General features: G+C 50.7%; 15 protein-coding genes and 2 riboswitches. Of the genes, 9 read left to right on the top strand and 6 right to left on the bottom strand.

Features of this window, described 5'->3' with window-relative positions; genetic code table 11:
- Positions 1-71: 71 nt before the first annotated feature.
- Entirely contained in the window at positions 72-431 is a 360-nt protein-coding gene (locus AC27KL_RS23715; protein ID WP_487171308.1) for a MerR family transcriptional regulator, read from the bottom strand.
- Positions 432-769: 338 nt separating this feature from the next.
- Between AC27KL_RS23715 and AC27KL_RS23710 the strand changes: the two genes are divergently transcribed.
- Entirely contained in the window at positions 770-1,648 is an 879-nt protein-coding gene (locus AC27KL_RS23710) for a hypothetical protein (protein ID WP_487171307.1), read from the top strand.
- Positions 1,649-1,813: 165 nt separating this feature from the next.
- Here AC27KL_RS23710 and AC27KL_RS23705 read toward each other — a convergent pair whose 3' ends face one another.
- From AC27KL_RS23705 to AC27KL_RS23695, 3 genes are read right to left on the bottom strand one after another with little or no spacing between them, the layout of a single operon-like run.
- Positions 1,814-3,484 (bottom strand): hypothetical protein, encoded by a 1,671-nt coding sequence (locus AC27KL_RS23705; RefSeq protein WP_487171306.1) that lies wholly within the window; start codon positions 3,482-3,484, stop codon positions 1,814-1,816.
- Positions 3,485-3,519: 35 nt separating this feature from the next.
- The gene (locus tag AC27KL_RS23700) at positions 3,520-4,338 is read right to left on the bottom strand and encodes a WYL domain-containing protein (RefSeq protein ID WP_339322950.1); all 819 of its coding nucleotides are present in this window, start codon (positions 4,336-4,338) and stop codon (positions 3,520-3,522) included.
- Complete coding sequence (locus tag AC27KL_RS23695) at positions 4,325-5,635, bottom strand: helix-turn-helix transcriptional regulator (RefSeq protein WP_487171305.1); 1,311 nt, start codon at positions 5,633-5,635, stop codon at positions 4,325-4,327. The genes AC27KL_RS23700 and AC27KL_RS23695 overlap by 14 nt, the downstream gene beginning before the upstream one ends.
- 152 nt (positions 5,636-5,787) lie before the next feature.
- Between AC27KL_RS23695 and AC27KL_RS23690 the strand changes: the two genes are divergently transcribed.
- Both AC27KL_RS23690 and AC27KL_RS23685 read left to right on the top strand, forming a co-directional pair.
- Positions 5,788-7,053 (top strand): methyltransferase domain-containing protein, encoded by a 1,266-nt coding sequence (locus tag AC27KL_RS23690; protein WP_487171304.1) that lies wholly within the window; start codon positions 5,788-5,790, stop codon positions 7,051-7,053.
- Positions 7,054-7,059: 6 nt separating this feature from the next.
- Entirely contained in the window at positions 7,060-9,645 is a 2,586-nt protein-coding gene (locus tag AC27KL_RS23685) for a metallophosphoesterase (protein ID WP_487171303.1), read from the top strand.
- A 55-nt stretch (positions 9,646-9,700) separates the two neighbouring features.
- On the opposite strand, the gene AC27KL_RS23680 is transcribed toward AC27KL_RS23685, so the two are convergent.
- A complete protein-coding gene (locus AC27KL_RS23680; RefSeq protein WP_487171302.1) occupies positions 9,701-10,837 on the bottom strand; it encodes a response regulator in 1,137 nt (378 codons plus the stop codon).
- A gap of 106 nt (positions 10,838-10,943) precedes the next feature.
- Positions 10,944-11,043: riboswitch (cyclic di-GMP riboswitch) on the bottom strand.
- 165 nt (positions 11,044-11,208) lie between these two features.
- Positions 11,209-11,337, bottom strand: a complete 129-nt coding sequence (locus tag AC27KL_RS23675) for an S-layer homology domain-containing protein (RefSeq protein WP_339322955.1) — start codon at positions 11,335-11,337, stop codon at positions 11,209-11,211.
- 250 nt (positions 11,338-11,587) lie between these two features.
- Here AC27KL_RS23675 and AC27KL_RS23670 point away from each other — a divergent pair, with 250 nt between their 5' ends.
- The 6 genes from AC27KL_RS23670 to AC27KL_RS23645 all read left to right on the top strand — a co-directional run.
- Complete coding sequence (locus AC27KL_RS23670) at positions 11,588-11,920, top strand: PadR family transcriptional regulator (RefSeq protein WP_212950562.1); 333 nt, start codon at positions 11,588-11,590, stop codon at positions 11,918-11,920.
- Entirely contained in the window at positions 11,917-12,276 is a 360-nt protein-coding gene (locus AC27KL_RS23665) for a permease prefix domain 1-containing protein (protein ID WP_487171301.1), read from the top strand. The genes AC27KL_RS23670 and AC27KL_RS23665 overlap by 4 nt, the downstream gene beginning before the upstream one ends.
- The gene (locus tag AC27KL_RS23660) at positions 12,239-13,234 is read left to right on the top strand and encodes an FtsW/RodA/SpoVE family cell cycle protein (protein WP_487171300.1); all 996 of its coding nucleotides are present in this window, start codon (positions 12,239-12,241) and stop codon (positions 13,232-13,234) included. Before AC27KL_RS23665 ends, AC27KL_RS23660 begins: the two co-directional genes overlap by 38 nt.
- A 280-nt stretch (positions 13,235-13,514) precedes the next feature.
- Positions 13,515-14,444, top strand: coding sequence for a stalk domain-containing protein (locus AC27KL_RS23655; protein WP_487171299.1), 930 nt, complete (start codon positions 13,515-13,517; stop codon positions 14,442-14,444).
- Positions 14,445-14,619: 175 nt separating this feature from the next.
- The gene (locus tag AC27KL_RS23650; protein ID WP_487171298.1) at positions 14,620-15,501 is read left to right on the top strand and encodes a protein phosphatase 2C domain-containing protein; all 882 of its coding nucleotides are present in this window, start codon (positions 14,620-14,622) and stop codon (positions 15,499-15,501) included.
- A 116-nt stretch (positions 15,502-15,617) separates the two neighbouring features.
- A riboswitch (cyclic di-GMP riboswitch) is annotated at positions 15,618-15,706 on the top strand.
- A 67-nt stretch (positions 15,707-15,773) separates the two neighbouring features.
- Positions 15,774-18,561, top strand: a 2,788-nt coding sequence (locus AC27KL_RS23645; RefSeq protein ID WP_487171297.1) for a vWA domain-containing protein, incomplete at its 3' end; no start/stop codon positions are given.

Raw genomic sequence — 18,561 nt, 5'->3', positions numbered from 1 at the left:
AAAGTCAACGCCCAAAATTTCAAAAGGACGTCTTCGGAGCGTGTTCACGATCCTTTGACGTCCTGAATAGGTTATTTTTTTCGGAGTACCGTATTTGCGATCTGTTTTTCCAAAAGCCCCTTCAATTGCTGCAGAGCTTCGATTTGACCATTTACGTTGCTGAGCTTCTCGTGATAGGTCGCCAACATTTCCTCGCAATATTCATATTCGTCGGGATCGGCTACCTCCGTCTTAAACAATGTCCCGATTTCTTCGGTCGTGAGTCCTAAACGCAAATATAGCCGAATGGCTTTGACCCGTTCTACGGCCGATTCGCCGAAAACCCTGTAGTTGTTTTCCAACCTGTCGGCCTTTAACAGGCCCTTATTTTCATAATGCCGAATCGACCGGATGCTGACTTGGCTCAAGCTGGCAAGTTCGCTGATTTTCAAGGCGGGTGACCTCCTTATGGGGAAGACGATATCATTTCTCGATAATAAGAGGTTATCTGAAAATCGCCAAAAATGAAAGCATCGCGCATCGGAGCTCGAAAATATATATTCGGCGTCTTGTTAAATAACAGGGGGCCAAAAGTACGGCACAACTTTGGTAGGAACCGCTGCGGCGGCTATCGCGGCAAAACGCTAGGCGAAAGGAATCGTTTTTCCGGGACATTCCGCGAAATGGGTTGTGCGCCGGGCGATGTTTATATACGATCAGTCCAGGTCTTTTTAAAAGTCTTTTTCAAACGATTGAACAAACGAAACGAAAAGGAAAACGGAGGGAAAGCATGAAATTGTCGAAGGTGATGATGGTAACGGTCTTATTGGGAGGCGTAAGCTTGCTGGGCACAGGGTTCACGGCAAAGCAAGAAGCAGGTACGCCGGCGGCGTTAGGGAAATCGGTAGGCGACAGCGGCGAAATCCGTGTCCCGCACAATGAACGGCTGCTTCTGTCCACCGACGAGAAATGGATCGCGAAGGAGGGCCATCAGTCCGACCTGATCCGGCTGCAATGGACGGCGGGCCGGGCCAAGCCGGCGATCGCCTGGGCCGATGAGAACGGCATAGACAAGACGGCGATCATTTCCCACGATAAAGCAAACAACCCGGAGCAGCATGACCATAAACATATTTCGTTCGAGACGACGATGTCGCCGACCGGACAATACCCGAACCAACTGTTCACCCGGTTGGAGATCCCTTACGATACCGACGTGAGCGAAATCCGCACCCATTCGTCCAACTTCAACGTAATGAGCGGCATCCTGCGCGTGGCCGGCGAAACCGGCACGAACCGGGACCTTCAGTTCAGCGTGGCCGGCAACGATAACGAGACCACGCCAAGATGGGCCGTCCGCGCGGACAGTTCGCAGGAAGCGGGGGATAACGCCGGCTCCGATCTGCAGTTCGTCCGTTACGGCGATGACGGCGAAGCGTCTGACTCAGCGCTCACCATGCAGCGCAGCAGCGGCAACATCGGAATCGGTACGGACGACCCCGATACAAAGCTCGATGTGAACGGGGACAAGATCCGCATCCGCGAAAAGCATACGCCCGCATCGTCCAGCGAGCCTTGCAGCCAGGGGCAGATGGCTTGGGACGAGCAATATGTGTACGTTTGCGTTGCTAAAGACAGCTGGAAAAGAACGGAGCTCTCTTCCTGGTAAGTCGGAGGAATGGGACGAAAGGCCGCATGCAGCTCGAGGATCAGATGCCGAAGTACCTCCGCCGACTCGGGATCTTTCCTTGAACGCTGCATTACGCTTCGGAAGAAACGCAGGATTTTCGGAACGGAGGATAGCTCGTATGTAACTAGCGCAGAGTATCCTGGGCTACTCTATCTTTCCAGGGAAAAACTCAAGATCATCCGGTGTTTGGAGGGAAAATGGCTCGAGAACTTCCTTTCCGCAGGTTATAAAATTCACCCCGGCAAATGGGTAACGGTTTTCAATTATTTTATAATGAACATGTTCTTGAGGAAGATAAGCTCCCGTCCTAAGGGATTGGGTCGCTTCATAAAGATTGCCTCCATGATCGAACAGCGCTTTTTTTAGCATGCGAATGTTTATAATCCGGTTGGAACCGTCGTTGATTTTCCCGCTTCCAATCGAAATCTTTGTTAATACAAAATAATCGATATGATCGACGGGATCGATTTCACCAAAGGTCTTCTTCATGAAAGATTGAAGATTTGCTGTAATTCCCGCTTCATAATTAGGTATTTGAACATGGAGTCCTTTGTATAAATCTTCGTCACGAGATACAATTTCCTGAGCTGTAACAGGTTCTGTAATCCATTTCATTTCTAGAGCTGCTATTGTTTTGGAAATCGGATCGTAAATTGCATAATCAACATCCGGCAGCTCTCCGGGAAGTTGAGTTGGGCCGCCTCTCTTCAGTGCAGGAAACAGCTTTAATACTTCTTCTAATTCATGCACGAAATAGGCCTCTTTTGACACGGTATCTTTATCTACCGTCCCAGCGTATATTCGGTTGAGTGTCGCATTTATATTTCTTCCTGCTAGATTATGGCTAATGAATGTCGGACTTACGAATCGCGCTCCATCAGTCAATTGAATAATGGGTTCTGTCATTAAACTTCCATACTTCTGTTTGCCTTTCATGGTGCCGAAAGTAAGATCATCAAGTATTGCCTCCACAACGTGCCGGTCTACGCCATCGAACTCGTCAACATGAATAAAGTATAGAAGATTTGGCAGCATATGCTCCGGCAAAACACCGATCTTGTCCAAGATCGGCAGACAATCCTTACGAGCGGCGTGTGATGCCATATAGGCTTTATACAAAAGTTTGCTCCATACGTGCTTGATATCCTTAACTTTATATCCAGCCAAATCCATTTCATCTGGAAAATGAAATAACAAGTCTGTTTGGCTATTCGCAATAGCTGAATAGTATGCATCTTTCATACGCCAGTTCATTAGTTTAGGATACTTTCTATGTAGTGCTTGTTTAATGGCTGACATTCTATCTTGATATAACCTCGAGTTTTCCTCGATCAGTATCTCATTCATGATTTCATAACGTTGGATTTTATCGTCAACGGGACGAAAAGCAATCGTAATCTGATCAGGTGAGTCTTCTTCGAGAGAGGGGGATAGTATCCCGGGGCGGATCCCTTTATAATTAACCTCCACATATTGGTATAGGCTAGAAGTATTCAGTAGTTCAATACATTGATCTATTGCGGGCTGCCCTGCCCCATCCTCCCCTTCGGTTTCAGGGCAGAATTTATTTATATGCTGAATGGCTGTGGCAAAAGCACCTTTTAAACCTTCTGATTTTTTTTCTGCTTCGGATAACGTCTCTGGGTTATCTTGACTTCGTATCACTTGCAATTGGAGTGATAATTCTAAAGATTCATATAGTGAAGCAACTAATTGCAGTGCTGTATCTCTGTTGATATTATAAATCGGCAAATTATACATCGCCCCATCAAGTTGGCTTTCAATCTCGCGTAAACGTTTCTCTGCTTTGGACACGTATTAGCTCCCCCTATCTTTCAATATTTTGCTACTTAAACTTCTTCTCTCTCACTTGCTTTCCCATACCGCTCCAGCGCCTTCGTCGAAGCTTCCACCATCCGCTTTTTGACGTAATCCCCTTCCAAAACTCTGACCCGTTTTCCCAAAAAACGTAGCTTGGAAAGCAGATATTCGATTTCTTCCCCCAGGAGGCATACCTTGACGGTATATAGGTTCCGGTCCGCGTCATAGGCGACTTCCTTCTCAAAACAGGAAAATGCGTATAAAATGCGGGACAGTTCGCGGTTATACATAGGAAGAATTTCGATAAGGACCTGCGTTTTGCGCGACTCAAGGGTAAGGCGGGTCCGTTCCAGCATCCGATCGACTCGTTCGTGCGAGATGTCCGCTTCGGCGATGAACAAGATTTTGTCCAGTTTCGTTTTCATGAGCGCGTGATGCCGAACGCGGTGCCACAGCAAATACCATTCCCGTTTGACCATCGAATACTCCAGCTTGTAGGGCACGCCCAATTGATCGGAAAAGATCCGATCGCCCCGGACGCTGTACGACAGCCGAATGCCATGGCGGTTCAGGATCAGGCGGCGGATTTTCCCCAGCAGGGGATGGTAGACTTGCTTTTCCCGGCTGCGGGCTTTTTCGATCAGATGAGGATGGGGATCGAAGGAATCATCCGGATCCAACATCGATTCCAGTTTGGCCAACGTTCCGGCCGTAAACGCTTGGGCCGCTGCGGGATGCGCCAGCGCCGTTTTGAGCCAGGCCCGCTCGTGGGCGGTTGCCATGAACGTGCCGGCATCGTCCAGGCGGGAGATGATCTGGTAGTTAAAAATCTTTTCAAACGGATTCATAGTAGGCCCGAATCTCCTTCCATTCCGCGATCAACTCCCGGCGCAGCTGCACAGGCTCCAGCACCTCGCAGCTCGACCCGAAGCTCCGCAGCCAAGGTTTGATTTCCTGCGTGCCGTTCACCGTGATCTCATAGATGAAGGAGTCTTCGCGTTCCTCGACGATTTCTCCCCACTGCCCTTGCAAGAGCACACGCTCTTTAATGAAATTCGGCTCCGACCCGCCGGGACTAAAAAATCTGGCCCGCACCGTCACCGGCCGCCCCGTGTCGATCAGCCAGCTGTAGCGAATCCGGTCCATCAGCTCCGCCTGCTTTTCCTCGAACCATGCCTGCGCCGCGGGCTCCCCGGTTTCGACCTGCGTCATGCCTTCCATCCGGTATTTTCGGATGCCTTCCCGTCCGTAACCAAGCACATACCATCTTCCGTATTGGTGGTCATACACCACCTTCAGCGGCAGCGTCGTCTCCAGTTTCCCTTGGGATTCGCGCTCGAACAGCGGGTTCGTGTTTTGCGAGCCGTAGCTTTTGTCCGATTTGGGCGAGAAGTACAAAAACTTCATTTTGCGCCGGCCCCAGATCGCATCCAGAATGGCGAACAAATGGGCTTCGTCCAGGATTCGCGAATGGTAATGGTATTTGTACAAAAAGGGTTCGACCGCCTCTTTTTCCGCGCCGCTGCGTACGAGATGTTTTTTGAGCCCGTCGCGCAGCAAATATCCTTGTACGGATGGGATTTGCGTATTGGCCATCACGTCCACGAAATCGTATAAATCGAGAAGCTCCTCATCCGTCAGCTCATGGATCAGTTCGTTCCGGATGCGGTATATATAAGGCCTTGCCCCGTTTTCCCTTCGAACGACGCCGACTTCCTCCAAGTATTTCAAGTCTTTGCGTATCGTTTTTTCGTCCGGTAACGAAAGGTCCGCGGGGAGATCGGCCATGCAGCAGTCGAGCAGCTCCGACGCGGTCATCGGCCGGCCGTTCAGCGCCGCGAGAACCAGCGACAACCGCCGGCTTTCGGACTCTTTAAGCGACTTGGCCCGGAACAGGAACAGCAGCATCGGGTCGGCCGAATCGTCGTACCGGTATCTGATCGCTTCGGCGAACTCTTTGCCCTGCTCCTCCGGCAGCTGTTGGTACGTGGCATGCACGATGTCTTTTAATCGGCGGAGCGTTTTGTCGAAGGTGTTGACGGAGATGCCGAGCCGTTTGGCAAACTGCTGCCTGTTGTAAGCCCCGCTCGTCAGCACGAGCATGCGCAGAAACTGGATCTCTTTGTCGAAGCTTTCTTTGGCCATCCGTTTTTCCCTTCTTCCGTAAAAAATGCTCCTTTCATTGTATCAGTGGATGGAGATGGGGAAAATGCCAAACTTTTTTCCTGTCGTAATACTTCCGCCATGTTCGCGCGGCCGGAAATACGCGATGATAACAGCACAGGAGGGAGTTACCGATGGCAATTGTTCAAGTGAAATCGACCAACCCGCAATTTTCGTATCTCATCAAAAAAAATCCGGGTTCCGGCATGATGCTGCGGAGCATCCGTCAGGGAATCGCGTACGGCTGGTATACCGACGAAAGCACGTATAACGTTTATTTCAAGGACGCGGACAATGAAATTTCCTATAAACAGCACCAGCAGGAGACTTTCGAATATCTTAACGTTTCGCGCTATCATACGCCTTTATTTCCGCTGAACGCAATCGGGGAATTTTTTTCGGCCCCGCTGAAAACGCAAGACGAACGGGATGCGGAAGGCTATGAACATACCTTTTACATTCCGATGATCCATATCGAGTTGACGCGTTATATCGATTTTTTTGCGAAACATCTTCCGGAATTTACGTTTACGACCGACCATCTGGCGCATAAAAGCTATTCGTTAACCGTCACGACGCAAAAAAGCCTGTATCAGCTTCTGCATGTGGTCAGCGTATTATGTTTGTTCCTGTCCATGTTCGGCAACGAATACATCGATATCTCCGAAAAGGTGCTGGAGAAGTACATCCGGAGCATGCACGTCATCGACGCGCCGTTTTACATCCGGAGCCTGTTCGTTCGCAACTTTTTGTCGTCCAAGGAACGGTTCGGCCGATACAAAGCCGAGCTCGAAAAAACGGACCGCTACAGCATTCAATTTGCGTACGGGGGGACGGCGCTGCAGCGGCGGAATTTCATCGGGGGCGTGCTGCCTTTCGACAAATCCATTCTGGATGTGGGCTGCGGCGAAGGTTTTTACGCTCTTCCGTTCGCCGGCAAAATCGACGGGACGTATTATGCGGTCGACGTCGACGAAGAGGCGCTTTACAAAATGACGCGCAGAGCGGAATCGAAGCAGATCGCCAACATTGCGGCTTTTGGATCGATCGGCCATTTCCTCGCGGAATACAGCGGCGAGCGGGTGGACGTCATTTTGACCGAAGTGATCGAGCACATGAGCGAAGGGGAGGCGGGGGAGCTGATCCGCCAAATTGGGCTAGAGGTCGATTTCGGCCATTTTGTAATCACGACGCCGAACAAGGACTTTAACCGGTTTTACGGACTTGCGGGTTTCCGCCACGACGACCACAAATGGGAGATGGGGCGGGAGGCGTTCCGGCTGTGGCTGCTTGATGTAATCAGGGACGCGGGCCTTTCATGCGAATTCGTGGACATCGGGGACGAGGTGGACGGCATCCGCACGACGCAGGGGGCCATCCTGAAGAAAAAGGAGGTTTAATGAATCATGGAAATCCGGACGAAAATGCATACGATCTTCATGCTCGTCGGTTCGACGGAATGCGGCAAAACGACCTTTGCCAAGGAAGTCCTCATGCCGGGACTGCGGTTTGAAGACGCGGATAAAAACATCAAAGCGAATATTCAATACCTGTCTTCCGACCAAATCCGGCAGGAGGTGCTCGGGCATGACTACGATAAATACGACCAGGTGATGCTGGAGGCAAGCGAGCAGGCGTTTCACCTGTTGTTCGAGAAGCTGAACATGGTGACGACGTTTCCCGTCAACGCGGAGTTCGTCGTCGTCGATACGACCGGGCTGGCCGAGGATTTCCGCGCCAAGGTCAAGGATATTGCCCGCCGCAACCATTACCATCTGGAAGTCATCGTGTTCGATTACCGGAAACGGGAGGATTATTACGCCTCGGAACGTTCGAAGCGGCTCATCACGAACCATATCAACCGCCTGAAAAAGGAGGTGCTCGGAGCGCTTGCCCGCGAGGGGTACGACCAAATCCATAAAGTGCGCGCGAAGGATTTTTACCGGCCGGAGGTGGGCCTACGGAATCCGGAATACAGCGTGGTGATCGAGGATCTTGACGCCTATCTGGACACGGTGCTGCCGCAAAAGCAGCAGTATATCATCGTCGGCGACGTCCATGAACGCGTGGATGAACTGCAGGGGCTGCTGCTGAGCTACGGGTACCGGATCGAGGCAGGCAAGCTGATCGCCGGGGACCGGGTGCGGGACGCGAAAATCATCTTGGCCGGTGACTGGATCGACAAAGGGAAAAAAACGAAGGAAATCGTGGAATTTTTGCATGATAACCGGGAGCATTTCCTGTTTGTGATGGGGAACCACGAAAATTTCGTGTACAAATATGTGCGGGGCGAAATTAGCGGCGCGGATCCGGAGCTGCTTTGCACGTATTTCGATTCCGCCGGGACGCTGCGGGCCGATCCGGAACTTTGGGACAAATTCGAGTGCCTGGTATCGAGGGCGAAGCCGTTTTACCGCTTTCTTGGCATGAACGGCCCATCCTATTACGTGACCCATGCCCCGTGCAAAAAGAAATATATCGGCAAGCTGGACGCAAATGCCGTCCGCCATCAGCGAAATCTGCGGATCGATCGCGAAGCGCCGCTGGAAGGGCAGCTGTCGTTTTTGCAGGAGGAAGCGGTCGGGAAGCATCCGTACCATATTTTCGGCCATATCGCCGCGAAATGCGCTTTCCGCATCCGAAACAAAATCCATATCGATACCGGGGCCGTCCATGGAAATGGACTGACGTCTGTCATAATCACGTTCAAGCCGTTCATGAAGTCGCATTCATCGCGCACGGCCGCGATGGCGGAAGAACTGCCGGTATTGTTCCGGGAAGAGCGCAAGGTTTCCGTGCAGGATTTGGGCGAGGAAGAAATTCGCAGACTTCACTACTGTTCGCGCCATCGCATTAACTTTATCTCCGGCACGATGTCCCCAGCGGACAAGGATCCAGAAAGAAACGAGCTGGAGTCGCTGAAAAAAGGGCTGGATTACTTCCGCGAACACGGCGTCCGGCAGGTTGTTTTGCAGCCGAAATATATGGGCTCCCGCTGCAACGTCTATTTGCATCAGGAACCGGAGCAATGTTTTGCCGTCAGCCGGAACGGCTATAAGGTGAAGCAGGCGGACTTGACGGAGATTTATCGGAAACTTCTGGACCGGCTCGGCGGATATATGAAGCAACACGGGATCGCCATGCTGCTGCTCGACGGGGAATTGCTGCCGTGGAAGGCGCTCGGAGAAGGGCTGATCGAACGCCAGTTCAAGCCGATCGAAAAAGCGCTGGAAACGGAGCTGGCGTTTTTGCGGCATAACGGATTCGAGCCGGCTTTGCAACAGCTGACGGAACAATACGATGCCAGCGGGTTCGAGCAGGACCAATACCATACCGCCAAAATCGTCTTAAGCGAAAAATACGGCGCCAGCGTTTATCAAACCTATAAGCACCTTCATGACGTCCGGGAGAGCAGCGTGCCGCTTGCCGAACATGTCCGGGCGTACGAAGTCTATAAGAAGCAGCTGGAGCTGTATGCGGAAGATGCGGAAATGGAGTATAAGCCGTTTGCCGTGTTGAAAATCGTATACGACGATGGGCGGGAGGAATTGCCGGCATGGAGCACCTCGGAGATGTACCGTTTCCTTTCGGAGGATGAAGCGATCACGCTGGATTTGTCCGATCCGGATAGCGACGCCCGGGCCGAAAGCTACTTTGGCAAGCTGACCACGGAAAAGCATATGGAAGGAGTCGTCATCAAGCCGGAGACGTGGAATGGCCGGACGGTACCCTACATGAAGGTGCGCAATCCCGACTATTTGACGATCGTATACGGCTACGATTACCGGTTCCCGCACAAATACCGCAAGCTGATGAAGCAAAAAAGCATTATGCGCAAGCTGCGGACATCCTTGAACGAACATCGGCTTGGCGTGCGGATGCTGGAAGTCAAATTCGGGGAGATTTCCCCTCAGCATCAGGCCTATCAGGAAATCGCCGCCAATCTGCTGTTCGAGGTCGGCCAGGAACGGGAGATCGATCCGCGGCTGTAAACGAAAAACAGCTTGAAATCCGCCCCCGAACGTTACGTTCGGGGGATTGCCGCAATCAGCGCGTCTGCTGTTTCCATTGTTCATACCACGCCAAGATTCTCGGAGGGAAAGCAAGCTCCAGCTCCCGCATTCTGGTGGCAAGGAGCCAGTACTGCTCTTCGACGCCGCTTGTGTCGCCCAGGCTGTCGTAAAGCGTCATTAGGGTCAGATACGTTTCTTCCCGGTCGGGCAGCTGCCGCTGAATGCGCAGATTCACGTGAATCGCTGCTTTCGTTTTCCCGCGGTCCATATAAAACCGGGCCAGGTTCTCCGCGTGCTGCAGCCACAAGAGCCGGATTCGTTCCCGTTCGTATTCGGCCCACAGGTACTCGTATTCCCCCAGATAATTCCCTTCGAACTGATCCAGGACCTGCTCGTGTTCCTCCGCGTTCGTGAGGTCTATAGTTTCTAACCGCTTAAGCCGATGCTCCCATTCCTCGACGTCCACTCGGGCTCCCCCGATGGTGAGCCGGTATCCGGCTTCAAGTTCTCCTTTGATGATGCGGATCATCGTCAGACCGGCCTTGGACAGGGTTTGGCGGATATGATAGATTGTCGTGTACAGCTGCTGGGTCGCCCGGGACACTTCAAAATCGGGCCATAAAAGCTCGATTAACGTGCCGCGATCGACCGTACGCTCGCGGTGGTGAAGCAAATAAGCGAACAGCTCCTGCGCTTTGTTCGTGCGCCACTTCAACGTTTGCGGCTCCATCCCGGGAAGCTGGACCCGAAGCTGATTGAAGCACAGGAAAAGCGGCGTTTTCGCATTGCCGGACGCTTCGGGATCTTCCTGAAGCCTTTCGCGCAAACGCTGAACGGTCAGGCGCAAGCGGTCCAAGCGCACAGGTTTCATAATATAGTCCAGCGCATAAAGCTCAAAAGCGCGTACGGCATATTGGTCGTAGCCCGTCACGAAGACGATTTCAGTGTGCGGAACGGCAGCCTGCAATTGTTCGCCGAGCTCAAGTCCGTTCATTTCAGGCATATGGATGTCGAGAAAGACGACGTCGGGTCGCTGTTTGACCGCAACTCCAACCACCTGATAAGGATTTGAACATAAGCCCACGACGTTAACGCCACCGATATCGTATTCAAGTTTCTTTTTAAGATATTCCAGAGCTAATGGCTCATCGTCGACTAGTAAAGCCCTCATCCTGATTCCACCTTTATTCGTATTGCCTTCCTTGCGGTTATGCAGGAAAAGAAAAAACCTCCGTCAAGCAGCAGGCATGCTAAATAGGACGGAGATTCCCGTCGTATTCGGCAGCTGGCTGGCATTGGCATTTGCTGCTCTGGCAAAACCGTTAGCCCCTGTAGCTTTGCGTCCCCGTTTTTCAAGCGGGTTTGCCATTTATCGTACGAGCGTATATTCAAGTAGAGTGAGTAAACAAATGAATTATACAAGAACCGTCTGAATATTTTCTGAACTTGGTCTGAACCGCGGAATCGGAGACGCTGAAACATCCTGATATTAAAACAACCATTGCCGAAAAGCCGGTCAATGGTTGTTTTTTGCAGTGCCGATTATTTATCGATCATGTCGGTTGTTTTCAGCATTCTGGCAATCAGCGCGGTGACTCCGGCACGCGTCATTGGCGCTTTCGGACTCAGAACTTCAGGCCCGTTGCCTTGAAGAATTCCGGCTTCGATCAATTGCGCCTCATCCGCTTTTGCCCAAGCAGCTGCGTCAATAAATTTTGAATTTCTGCAATATGCCTTAAAAATTGTTTAACAACCGGACCTATACAAAACCTATACAATTTTCGAAAACCTTCCTTTATATAGGGGGCTTATTGAAGATCGCTTATTTAGGAATTCTTCTTGCATTTCATGGTTTATTTACATATATTCATATACATAGTAATTCGATATATCGTAAATCTAGGTATAAGGAGATCGTCGGATGGCAGTCAATAAAGAGCTGCTTAAAGGCAGCACCGCTATTTTAGTGCTCACGTTGTTGAACAAGAAGGAAATGTACGGCTACGAACTGATCAAAGAGATCGAGCGAAGCTCGGAGGGGGTATTTTCGATGAAGGAAGGAACGTTATACCCCATCCTGCATTCCCTGGAGGCCGAAGGTTGGCTGGATGCCTATTGGAGCACGCACGACGGGCGCAAACGCAAGTATTACCGCATTACCGACCGGGGCAGAGGCCAACTGAAAGAAAAAACGCAAGAGTGGGTACAATTCCGGACCGCGGTGGATCGGGTTATAGGGGAGGGAACATCGTGAACCAGCTTGAACAATTTGCGGTCGTTGCCGCATTTTTGAACCGGGTATGCAGACACGTTCGCGCCAAGGAGCTGCATGCGGATATCCGCGAGGAGCTTACATCCCACGTGGCGGAACGAATGGAGCTTTTGCTTGAGGAAGGGATGCCCGAGGAAGAGGCTGCCGCGAAGGCGGTCCGCCAGATGGGGGACCCGGATGCGATTGGGCGCAACCTACACCAGGCTCATAAGCCTGCCGTGGAATGGAAGATGTTTGTTATTATAGCGGCGATGGCGCTTTTGGGCATTTTCGGAGTGTTTGCCGCCCAGCAAATCGGGAATGTACCCGAAATTCGGCACGAGGCTTGTCGAAAATAAAGTGCTGTTTACTCTTATGGGCATGGCCTTCCTGATGGTTTTCTACTTTATCGATTACCGCAAACTACAAAAGCATTCGGCCGTGCTGTTTTACGGCATGTTACTTCTGATGTTGCTTACCCTTTGTGCAGGGATCGACCTCAACGGAAGGAAAGTGTTTCTCGCGTTTGGACCGTTTGGCGTCAATATCATGGCCGTTTCGCTTCCGATACTCGTCTTGGGGCTGGCGGGTATGAAGCCGGCTAAGGATTGGCGCGGAGCGGAGCACCTTGTTCAGCTGGTCGGCAGGGGAGTGTTTCCCGTTGTGTTGTTTTCCTTAGGATCTTCCTGGTTTTACGGCCTAATCTATCTCGCTGCTTTTTTCTTGCTGACTTGGAAAACAAAAAAGAGCGGCACCCAATTTTTGTTGCTGGCCCTTCCGCTGCTGTCTTTATACATTTTCGCCCTTACCCGAGCCAGCCAATTATACCATCGTCTTCATGCGTTTCTATATCCGGCGGGGGAGGGCAGCCATCAGTTGTTTCAAACCAAGGCGGCGATTCTTTCGGCGGGCTGGTTCGGGCATGGATTTGCCGCTCGGCTGGATACGCTCCCTTATGTGTACGCCGACTCCTTGTTCCCTTATCTGATTTATTGTTTCGGTTGGGGATTCGGCATCCTCATCGCTGGGCTGGCGTTCTGGTTTATGGTCCGGGTCTGGAAAATGAGGGACCGCATCCATGACGAATATGCAAGAAGAATCGTCGCCGGATTCATGAGCCTCTTCGCCATCCGGATGTTCTGGCCGATTCTCATGTCCTTCGGCATCGTCCCGATTGTCAGCGAGGTGCTGCCTTTCATAGGGTACAGCAGTATGATGCAAGTCTTCGATTTTGCCGCTGCAGGGCTGCTGCTGTCGGTTTTCCGGCGGAAAAACATGATTCCGAGGGAGATGGGAGAAGCACTGCCGAGGCGATGACATTTGAATGCTTCCGAATCACAACAAGCCCTTCCGACTTCCGCAATCGGAAACTTGTTTGTGTTCGGTTTATGGCGGTCTGACGCTCTGTTGCCTTCCGGGAAAGTCTGCGTTACCTTAAGCGTACAACATGCTTCTGAATAAAATCTGAATCACCAGGGAGATTGCAAAGCACGGCCCCCGAAAAAGCGCGTATGGGATTAATTGGATGGACCTCTTTTGAAAAAGGTGGTACGTTGAATGGGCATACGCACAGGAACATACATAGGGGGAATCAAGGTTGAAAAGAATTTTTCTAAGCATGATGGCGCTGCTGACGGTGTTTGTTTTTGCCGGTGCGTCAGCACAGGCCGAAGCCGTTCAGGAACGGACGCTTCAAGGGCAAGGAGTCATTTTGAAGGGAAGCTCCCTCATTCCGGCCGCCGAGTTTCTGAAGGCTGCTGGGGGACAGCTGTCCGTAAGCAAAACAAACGAAATCGAAATTTCTTACAAAGGGACGACCGTTCAATCAAAGCTAAACTCCAAATACGCCAAAGTGAATGGTGTTGGGACTTCCTACGCCGTGCCTGCGCAGAATATCAACGGGAAGCTCATGGTGCCGCTGCAAATGGTCAAAGACGCAACGAAAGGGAAGACGTCCGTTGAATACGGCGACCGGGACTACGGGGATCGTTTCGTCAAAACGGTTACGGTGAGCCTCCAAAACGTGCGCATTCACGTCGGGATCAACGATCTGTACGAATCGTACGCCAAGTATATCGGGAAGACGGCATGGCTGTTCGATCCCGGCCTGATTTACGATCTATATGGCAACCTCGTAAACGAGCAAGTTGAGCATTTGGCTGCCGTCAAAATCACCAACGTCGAGAGGGATTCCTTGCTGGATTCGTACGTTAACGTTTACTTTTTTTATAAAGGCCGAACGCTGAAAGCGAATTTGCCCGAGTATGAGTTCGCTTCGTCGTTTTTGACGACCAGTCCTTATTCGACATACCATTTTTCGCAAGAGATTTGGAATAAAATTAAAAACAGAACGATCAGCATCGGCATGACCGCGGACATGGTGTATCTCTCTTGGGGGCCGTACAGCCACAACAGCCGGGATATCTATTCGTGGGGAACGACCGATATGTGGGTGTATGAGCATAGCTACGGATCGGACGATTACCTCTTTTTCCAAAATGATATTTTGACTTCGATCTCGCGCTAATCAACCCGTATAAAAAGGCATCGGCATGACATGTACCGGTGTCTTTTTGCAAACTTCGTCTAACCGGATTTGTCCGGAGACGATTGGCTATAACGAAACAGATTCGCAGAGACCCGAAAATTGCTCGATTCGCTGTAGAGTCGGTCAGTGAACCAACACGATGGAGGGATTTCCCATGGACATTCGGCATATCTCGATTCAAGGCGTAGGAGAGTGGAATGAAGACGCCGTCATATGGCATCCGGACGCAAGGATTTTTGGCGTGGTCGACGGGGCGACGTCGCTGATCCCCTACCGGGGACCGCATGGCGAAACCGGGGGCAGACTGGCTTCGCAGCTGATCAAACGGCATTTCGAGCGGCTCCCCGCAGACGAAACCCGCAGTCTCGAAACGTTTGCCAAAGAAGCCAACCTCAAGTTGGGCGAGGAAATGCGGGCAAGCGGCATCCGGACGGATCGCAAAAGCGAACTGTGGACGGCCGCCATGGCTGCCATTCGCATTCATGAACATCACATCGAATACGTTCAGGCGGGGGATTGCATGGTGATCGCCTTATACCGGGACGGTTCGATTCGGACCCTCACGCGGGATCAGGTCGCTCAGATCGGCGAAGCGTCCCTGGCGGTTTGGAAGCAGGGCATCGAAGAGGGCATACGTACGAAAGCCGAATTGTGGGAAAGGGTCAAACCCCGGCTGCTTCAAAATAAAGAGAAAATGAACACTCTTGAAGGTTACTCCGTGATCAACGGATTGCCGGAAGCGGAAGATTTTTTGGAATACGGCAAAATCAACCGGATCGGCTTGGCGGGACTGCTGCTGGTGACGGACGGGCTTTTTTACCCGGAACCTTGGCCGCTTCAGGATGACGAAACCGGAAATCCGGAAGAGAAGATGCTGCGCCAGGTCGCTGCGGAAGGCTTGGAAAGCTACGCCAAGTGGCTGCTGGCCCTGGAACAAGACGATCCGGAGTGCATCCGCTACCCGCGTTTCAAACCATCGGACGATAAGACGGGGATCTGGATCACGTTTAAAGAAAATTCCAAAGATTTCACATGATGGGTATTGACAGCCAATTTTATTTTGGTTTATATTTGTCAATGGTTCCCACGGCCTAACATCCGAAAGATCGATGCAATGGATTTTCGCGTTAGGCATTGCTGCAATAACGACAATCTTATATTTGGCACACTAGTCGAAAGATTAGGTCGCAAAGCCTTGGAGTCTAAGAGTCCTTATGACTTATGATCGTCCGGCTGCAATTAACAATCCGTTAATGCAGCCGGACTTTTTGCTTTTCGGGAACAATTCAAAGGAATAAGGAGGACGAGATGAAACGCACATTGCGAAACGTATTCACATGGGTGTTGGTCGTGACCGTGCTGGTTGGATTTTTTCCAGGGACGTTACCTGTGGGTTCTGCTGCGCCGATGCCGCCAGAATTGAATTGGCCTAACCCCGGAGCTGTTCATCTGTCGAAAACCGCAAAGGCGACCAATGTCAGTGATGAATGGGAGATTACATTAAAGGTCGAAGGTAAGAATACTCAGACTGGCGGCGCTGACGTTGTCCTGGTCATTGACCGATCGGGGAGTATGGCTCCTGTCGAGAACGATAAAAGCGGGGGAAAGATCCAGAAAGCAAAAAATGCGGCAAAAAAGTTTATCGACAATTTGCTAATTGATGGCTCGCCATCAAGGATCGCGGTCGTTTCGTTTGCCAAGAGCGCAACAGTAGACTCCACTTTTCATGGAAGCGACAGCAAGGATGCACTAACGAAAGCGATTAATAGTATAAATGCAGATGGTGGTACCAACATTCAGGACGGGCTTCGTCAAGCTCGCTTGCTTCTGGAAAAAAGCCATGCGAAAAAAAAAGTTATCATTCTTCTAAGCGATGGTATGCCGACGTACAGTTTTGAAGGAACAGAGGTAACAAAGAATAATTCCGGAGATCCAAGTTTTTATATTACAAAGTTTAATTACGACAACATTCTGGGTTCCGGAGGGGATTATAATATCAGGTATTGGATAGGGGACTGGTGGTTATTCGGCACCCGTGTAACAAACCACGGACAAGGTACCATCTCTGAGGCAAAGTTTGCGAAAGATGAAAATATGCGCATTTATTCTATTGGTCTTGATGTAGGCAAGGATAAGAATGCCCAGTATGTTTTGAAAAAGGTAAACAATGAAGGCTACTTCGATGCCAATGAAAATGATTTGAATAGGATTTATACGGGGCTGGTGGGTCAGATCGCTTATGCTGCAACGAACGCTAAAGTCTTCGATCCGATGGGAGATATGTTCGACTTAATGATAAAGAGCGGCAACCAGCCTGTTCGAGATGTAGACTATACGATATCGCAAGGCGAAATGACTTGGGATGCAACCTCGAAGAAATTTATTTGGGATGTCGGGAACATCACGGAAGGCGAGGCTGCAACGCTAACCTATAAAGTTAAGCTTAAATCGAAAGGTCCGGAAGCGGGTAAGCTTTACCCGACAAATGGAACAACGACGCTGGAATACATCGACGCGAACCATGTTCAAAGAACCAAAGAATTCGATGTTCCAACTGTAAATACTGGAGTAGGTTCGATTAAGATCCATTCTTATCTGGTTAATGCTCAAGGCGATCCGATTAATAACGACGGCAGCATAACAGACCGGGAACACGCCGCAGTCGTTGGAAAAAGCCCGTTGCTCTTTGAGGACAACGGCAGCACGGCGTTAAAATTCAATACGGAGTACACTGTATCGCCTCCAACGCAATCCGGTTTTGCAGCCAAGGAAGGAACCCAACCAATCAAAGTTACACTGAATGCGAACAAACCATCGGAGGATATTTGGTTCGGGTACACGCAGGCGCCACATGCCGTAAACATTGTTTACAAAGCAGGTGAGACAACGCTTGATACCGAGTCGTTACCTGTAATTCCAGGTGCGAATGTGAATCATCCGGTGAAATCATTCCCGGAATATTCATTCAAAAACTTCGAGACGGAAAGCAGCGATTTCACAGTAACGGATGGCAATGTTACAGGAATAATGCCCAATAGAGATGTCACGATTACAATCAACTTTGAAGCGATTAAGAACCAAGTGACCATCGAGCATAAAGCGGGCGACACAACGCTTGCAACTCACACGGAATCATATGCTCAAGGAGACGAGGTAACGTTCGCGAGTCAGGAGTTCGAAGGTTACCAGTTTGCCGGGGCTACCGTAAGCCCAGACAGCGGCTTGGCGGTTGACGGTGGCGTTGTAACGGGAATCATGCCTGACCACAACATCACCGTTACGTTTAACTATACGGAAATTGAAAAACCGACGGATAAATACGAGGTAACCATTGAGCATAAAGCGGGCGGCAAGACGCTTGAAATCCAAACGGAATCTTATGCTCAAGGAGCCGAGGTAACGTTTGCGAGTCAGGAGTTTGAAGGCTATCAGTTTGCCGGGGCTACCGTAAGCCCAGACAGCGGCTTGGCGGTTGACGGTGGCGTTGTAACGGGAATCATGCCTGACCACAACATCACCGTTACGTTTAACTATACGGAAATTGAAAAACCGACGGATAAATACGAGGTAACCATTGAGCATAAAGCGGGCGGCAAGACGCTTGAAATCCAAACGGAATCTTATGCTCAAGGAGCCGAGGTAACGTTTGCGAGTCAGGAGTTTGAAGGCTATCAGTTTGCCGGGGCTACCGTAAGCCCAGACAGCGGCTTGGCGGTTGACGGCGGCGTTGTAACGGGAATCATGCCTGACCACAACATCACCATTACGTTTAACTATACGGAAATTGAAAAACCGGCGGATAAATACGAGGTAACCATCGAGCATAAAGCAGGCGGCAAAACGCTTGAAATCCAAACGGAATCTTATGCTCAAGGAGCCGAGGTAACGTTTGCGAGTCAGGAGTTTGAAGGCTATCAGTTTGCCGGAGCTACCGTAAGCCCAGACAGCGGCTTGGCGGTTGACGGCGGCGTTGTAACGGGAATCATGCCTGACCACAACGTCACGATTACGTTTAACTATACGGAAATTGAAAAACCGACGGATAAATACGAGGTAACTATTGAGCATAAAGCAGGCGGCAAGACGCTTGCAACTC

The organism is Paenibacillus sp. YAE3, assembly GCF_057546105.1.
This window is presented reverse-complemented; position numbering and strand designations above follow the sequence as displayed.

Excerpts from the sequence above, each read along its gene's own strand:
- AC27KL_RS23710 (WP_487171307.1), top strand. The coding sequence starts at position 770 with ATGAAATTGTCGAAGGTGATGATGGTAACGGTCTTATTGGGAGGCGTA.
- AC27KL_RS23700 (WP_339322950.1), bottom strand. The coding sequence starts at position 4,338 with ATGAATCCGTTTGAAAAGATTTTTAACTACCAGATCATCTCCCGCCTG.
- AC27KL_RS23695 (WP_487171305.1), bottom strand. The coding sequence starts at position 5,635 with ATGGCCAAAGAAAGCTTCGACAAAGAGATCCAGTTTCTGCGCATGCTC.
- AC27KL_RS23690 (WP_487171304.1), top strand. The coding sequence starts at position 5,788 with ATGGCAATTGTTCAAGTGAAATCGACCAACCCGCAATTTTCGTATCTC.
- AC27KL_RS23685 (WP_487171303.1), top strand. The coding sequence starts at position 7,060 with ATGGAAATCCGGACGAAAATGCATACGATCTTCATGCTCGTCGGTTCG.
- AC27KL_RS23680 (WP_487171302.1), bottom strand. The coding sequence starts at position 10,837 with ATGAGGGCTTTACTAGTCGACGATGAGCCATTAGCTCTGGAATATCTT.
- AC27KL_RS23670 (WP_212950562.1), top strand. The coding sequence starts at position 11,588 with ATGGCAGTCAATAAAGAGCTGCTTAAAGGCAGCACCGCTATTTTAGTG.
- AC27KL_RS23660 (WP_487171300.1), top strand. The coding sequence starts at position 12,239 with ATGTACCCGAAATTCGGCACGAGGCTTGTCGAAAATAAAGTGCTGTTT.
- AC27KL_RS23650 (WP_487171298.1), top strand. The coding sequence starts at position 14,620 with ATGGACATTCGGCATATCTCGATTCAAGGCGTAGGAGAGTGGAATGAA.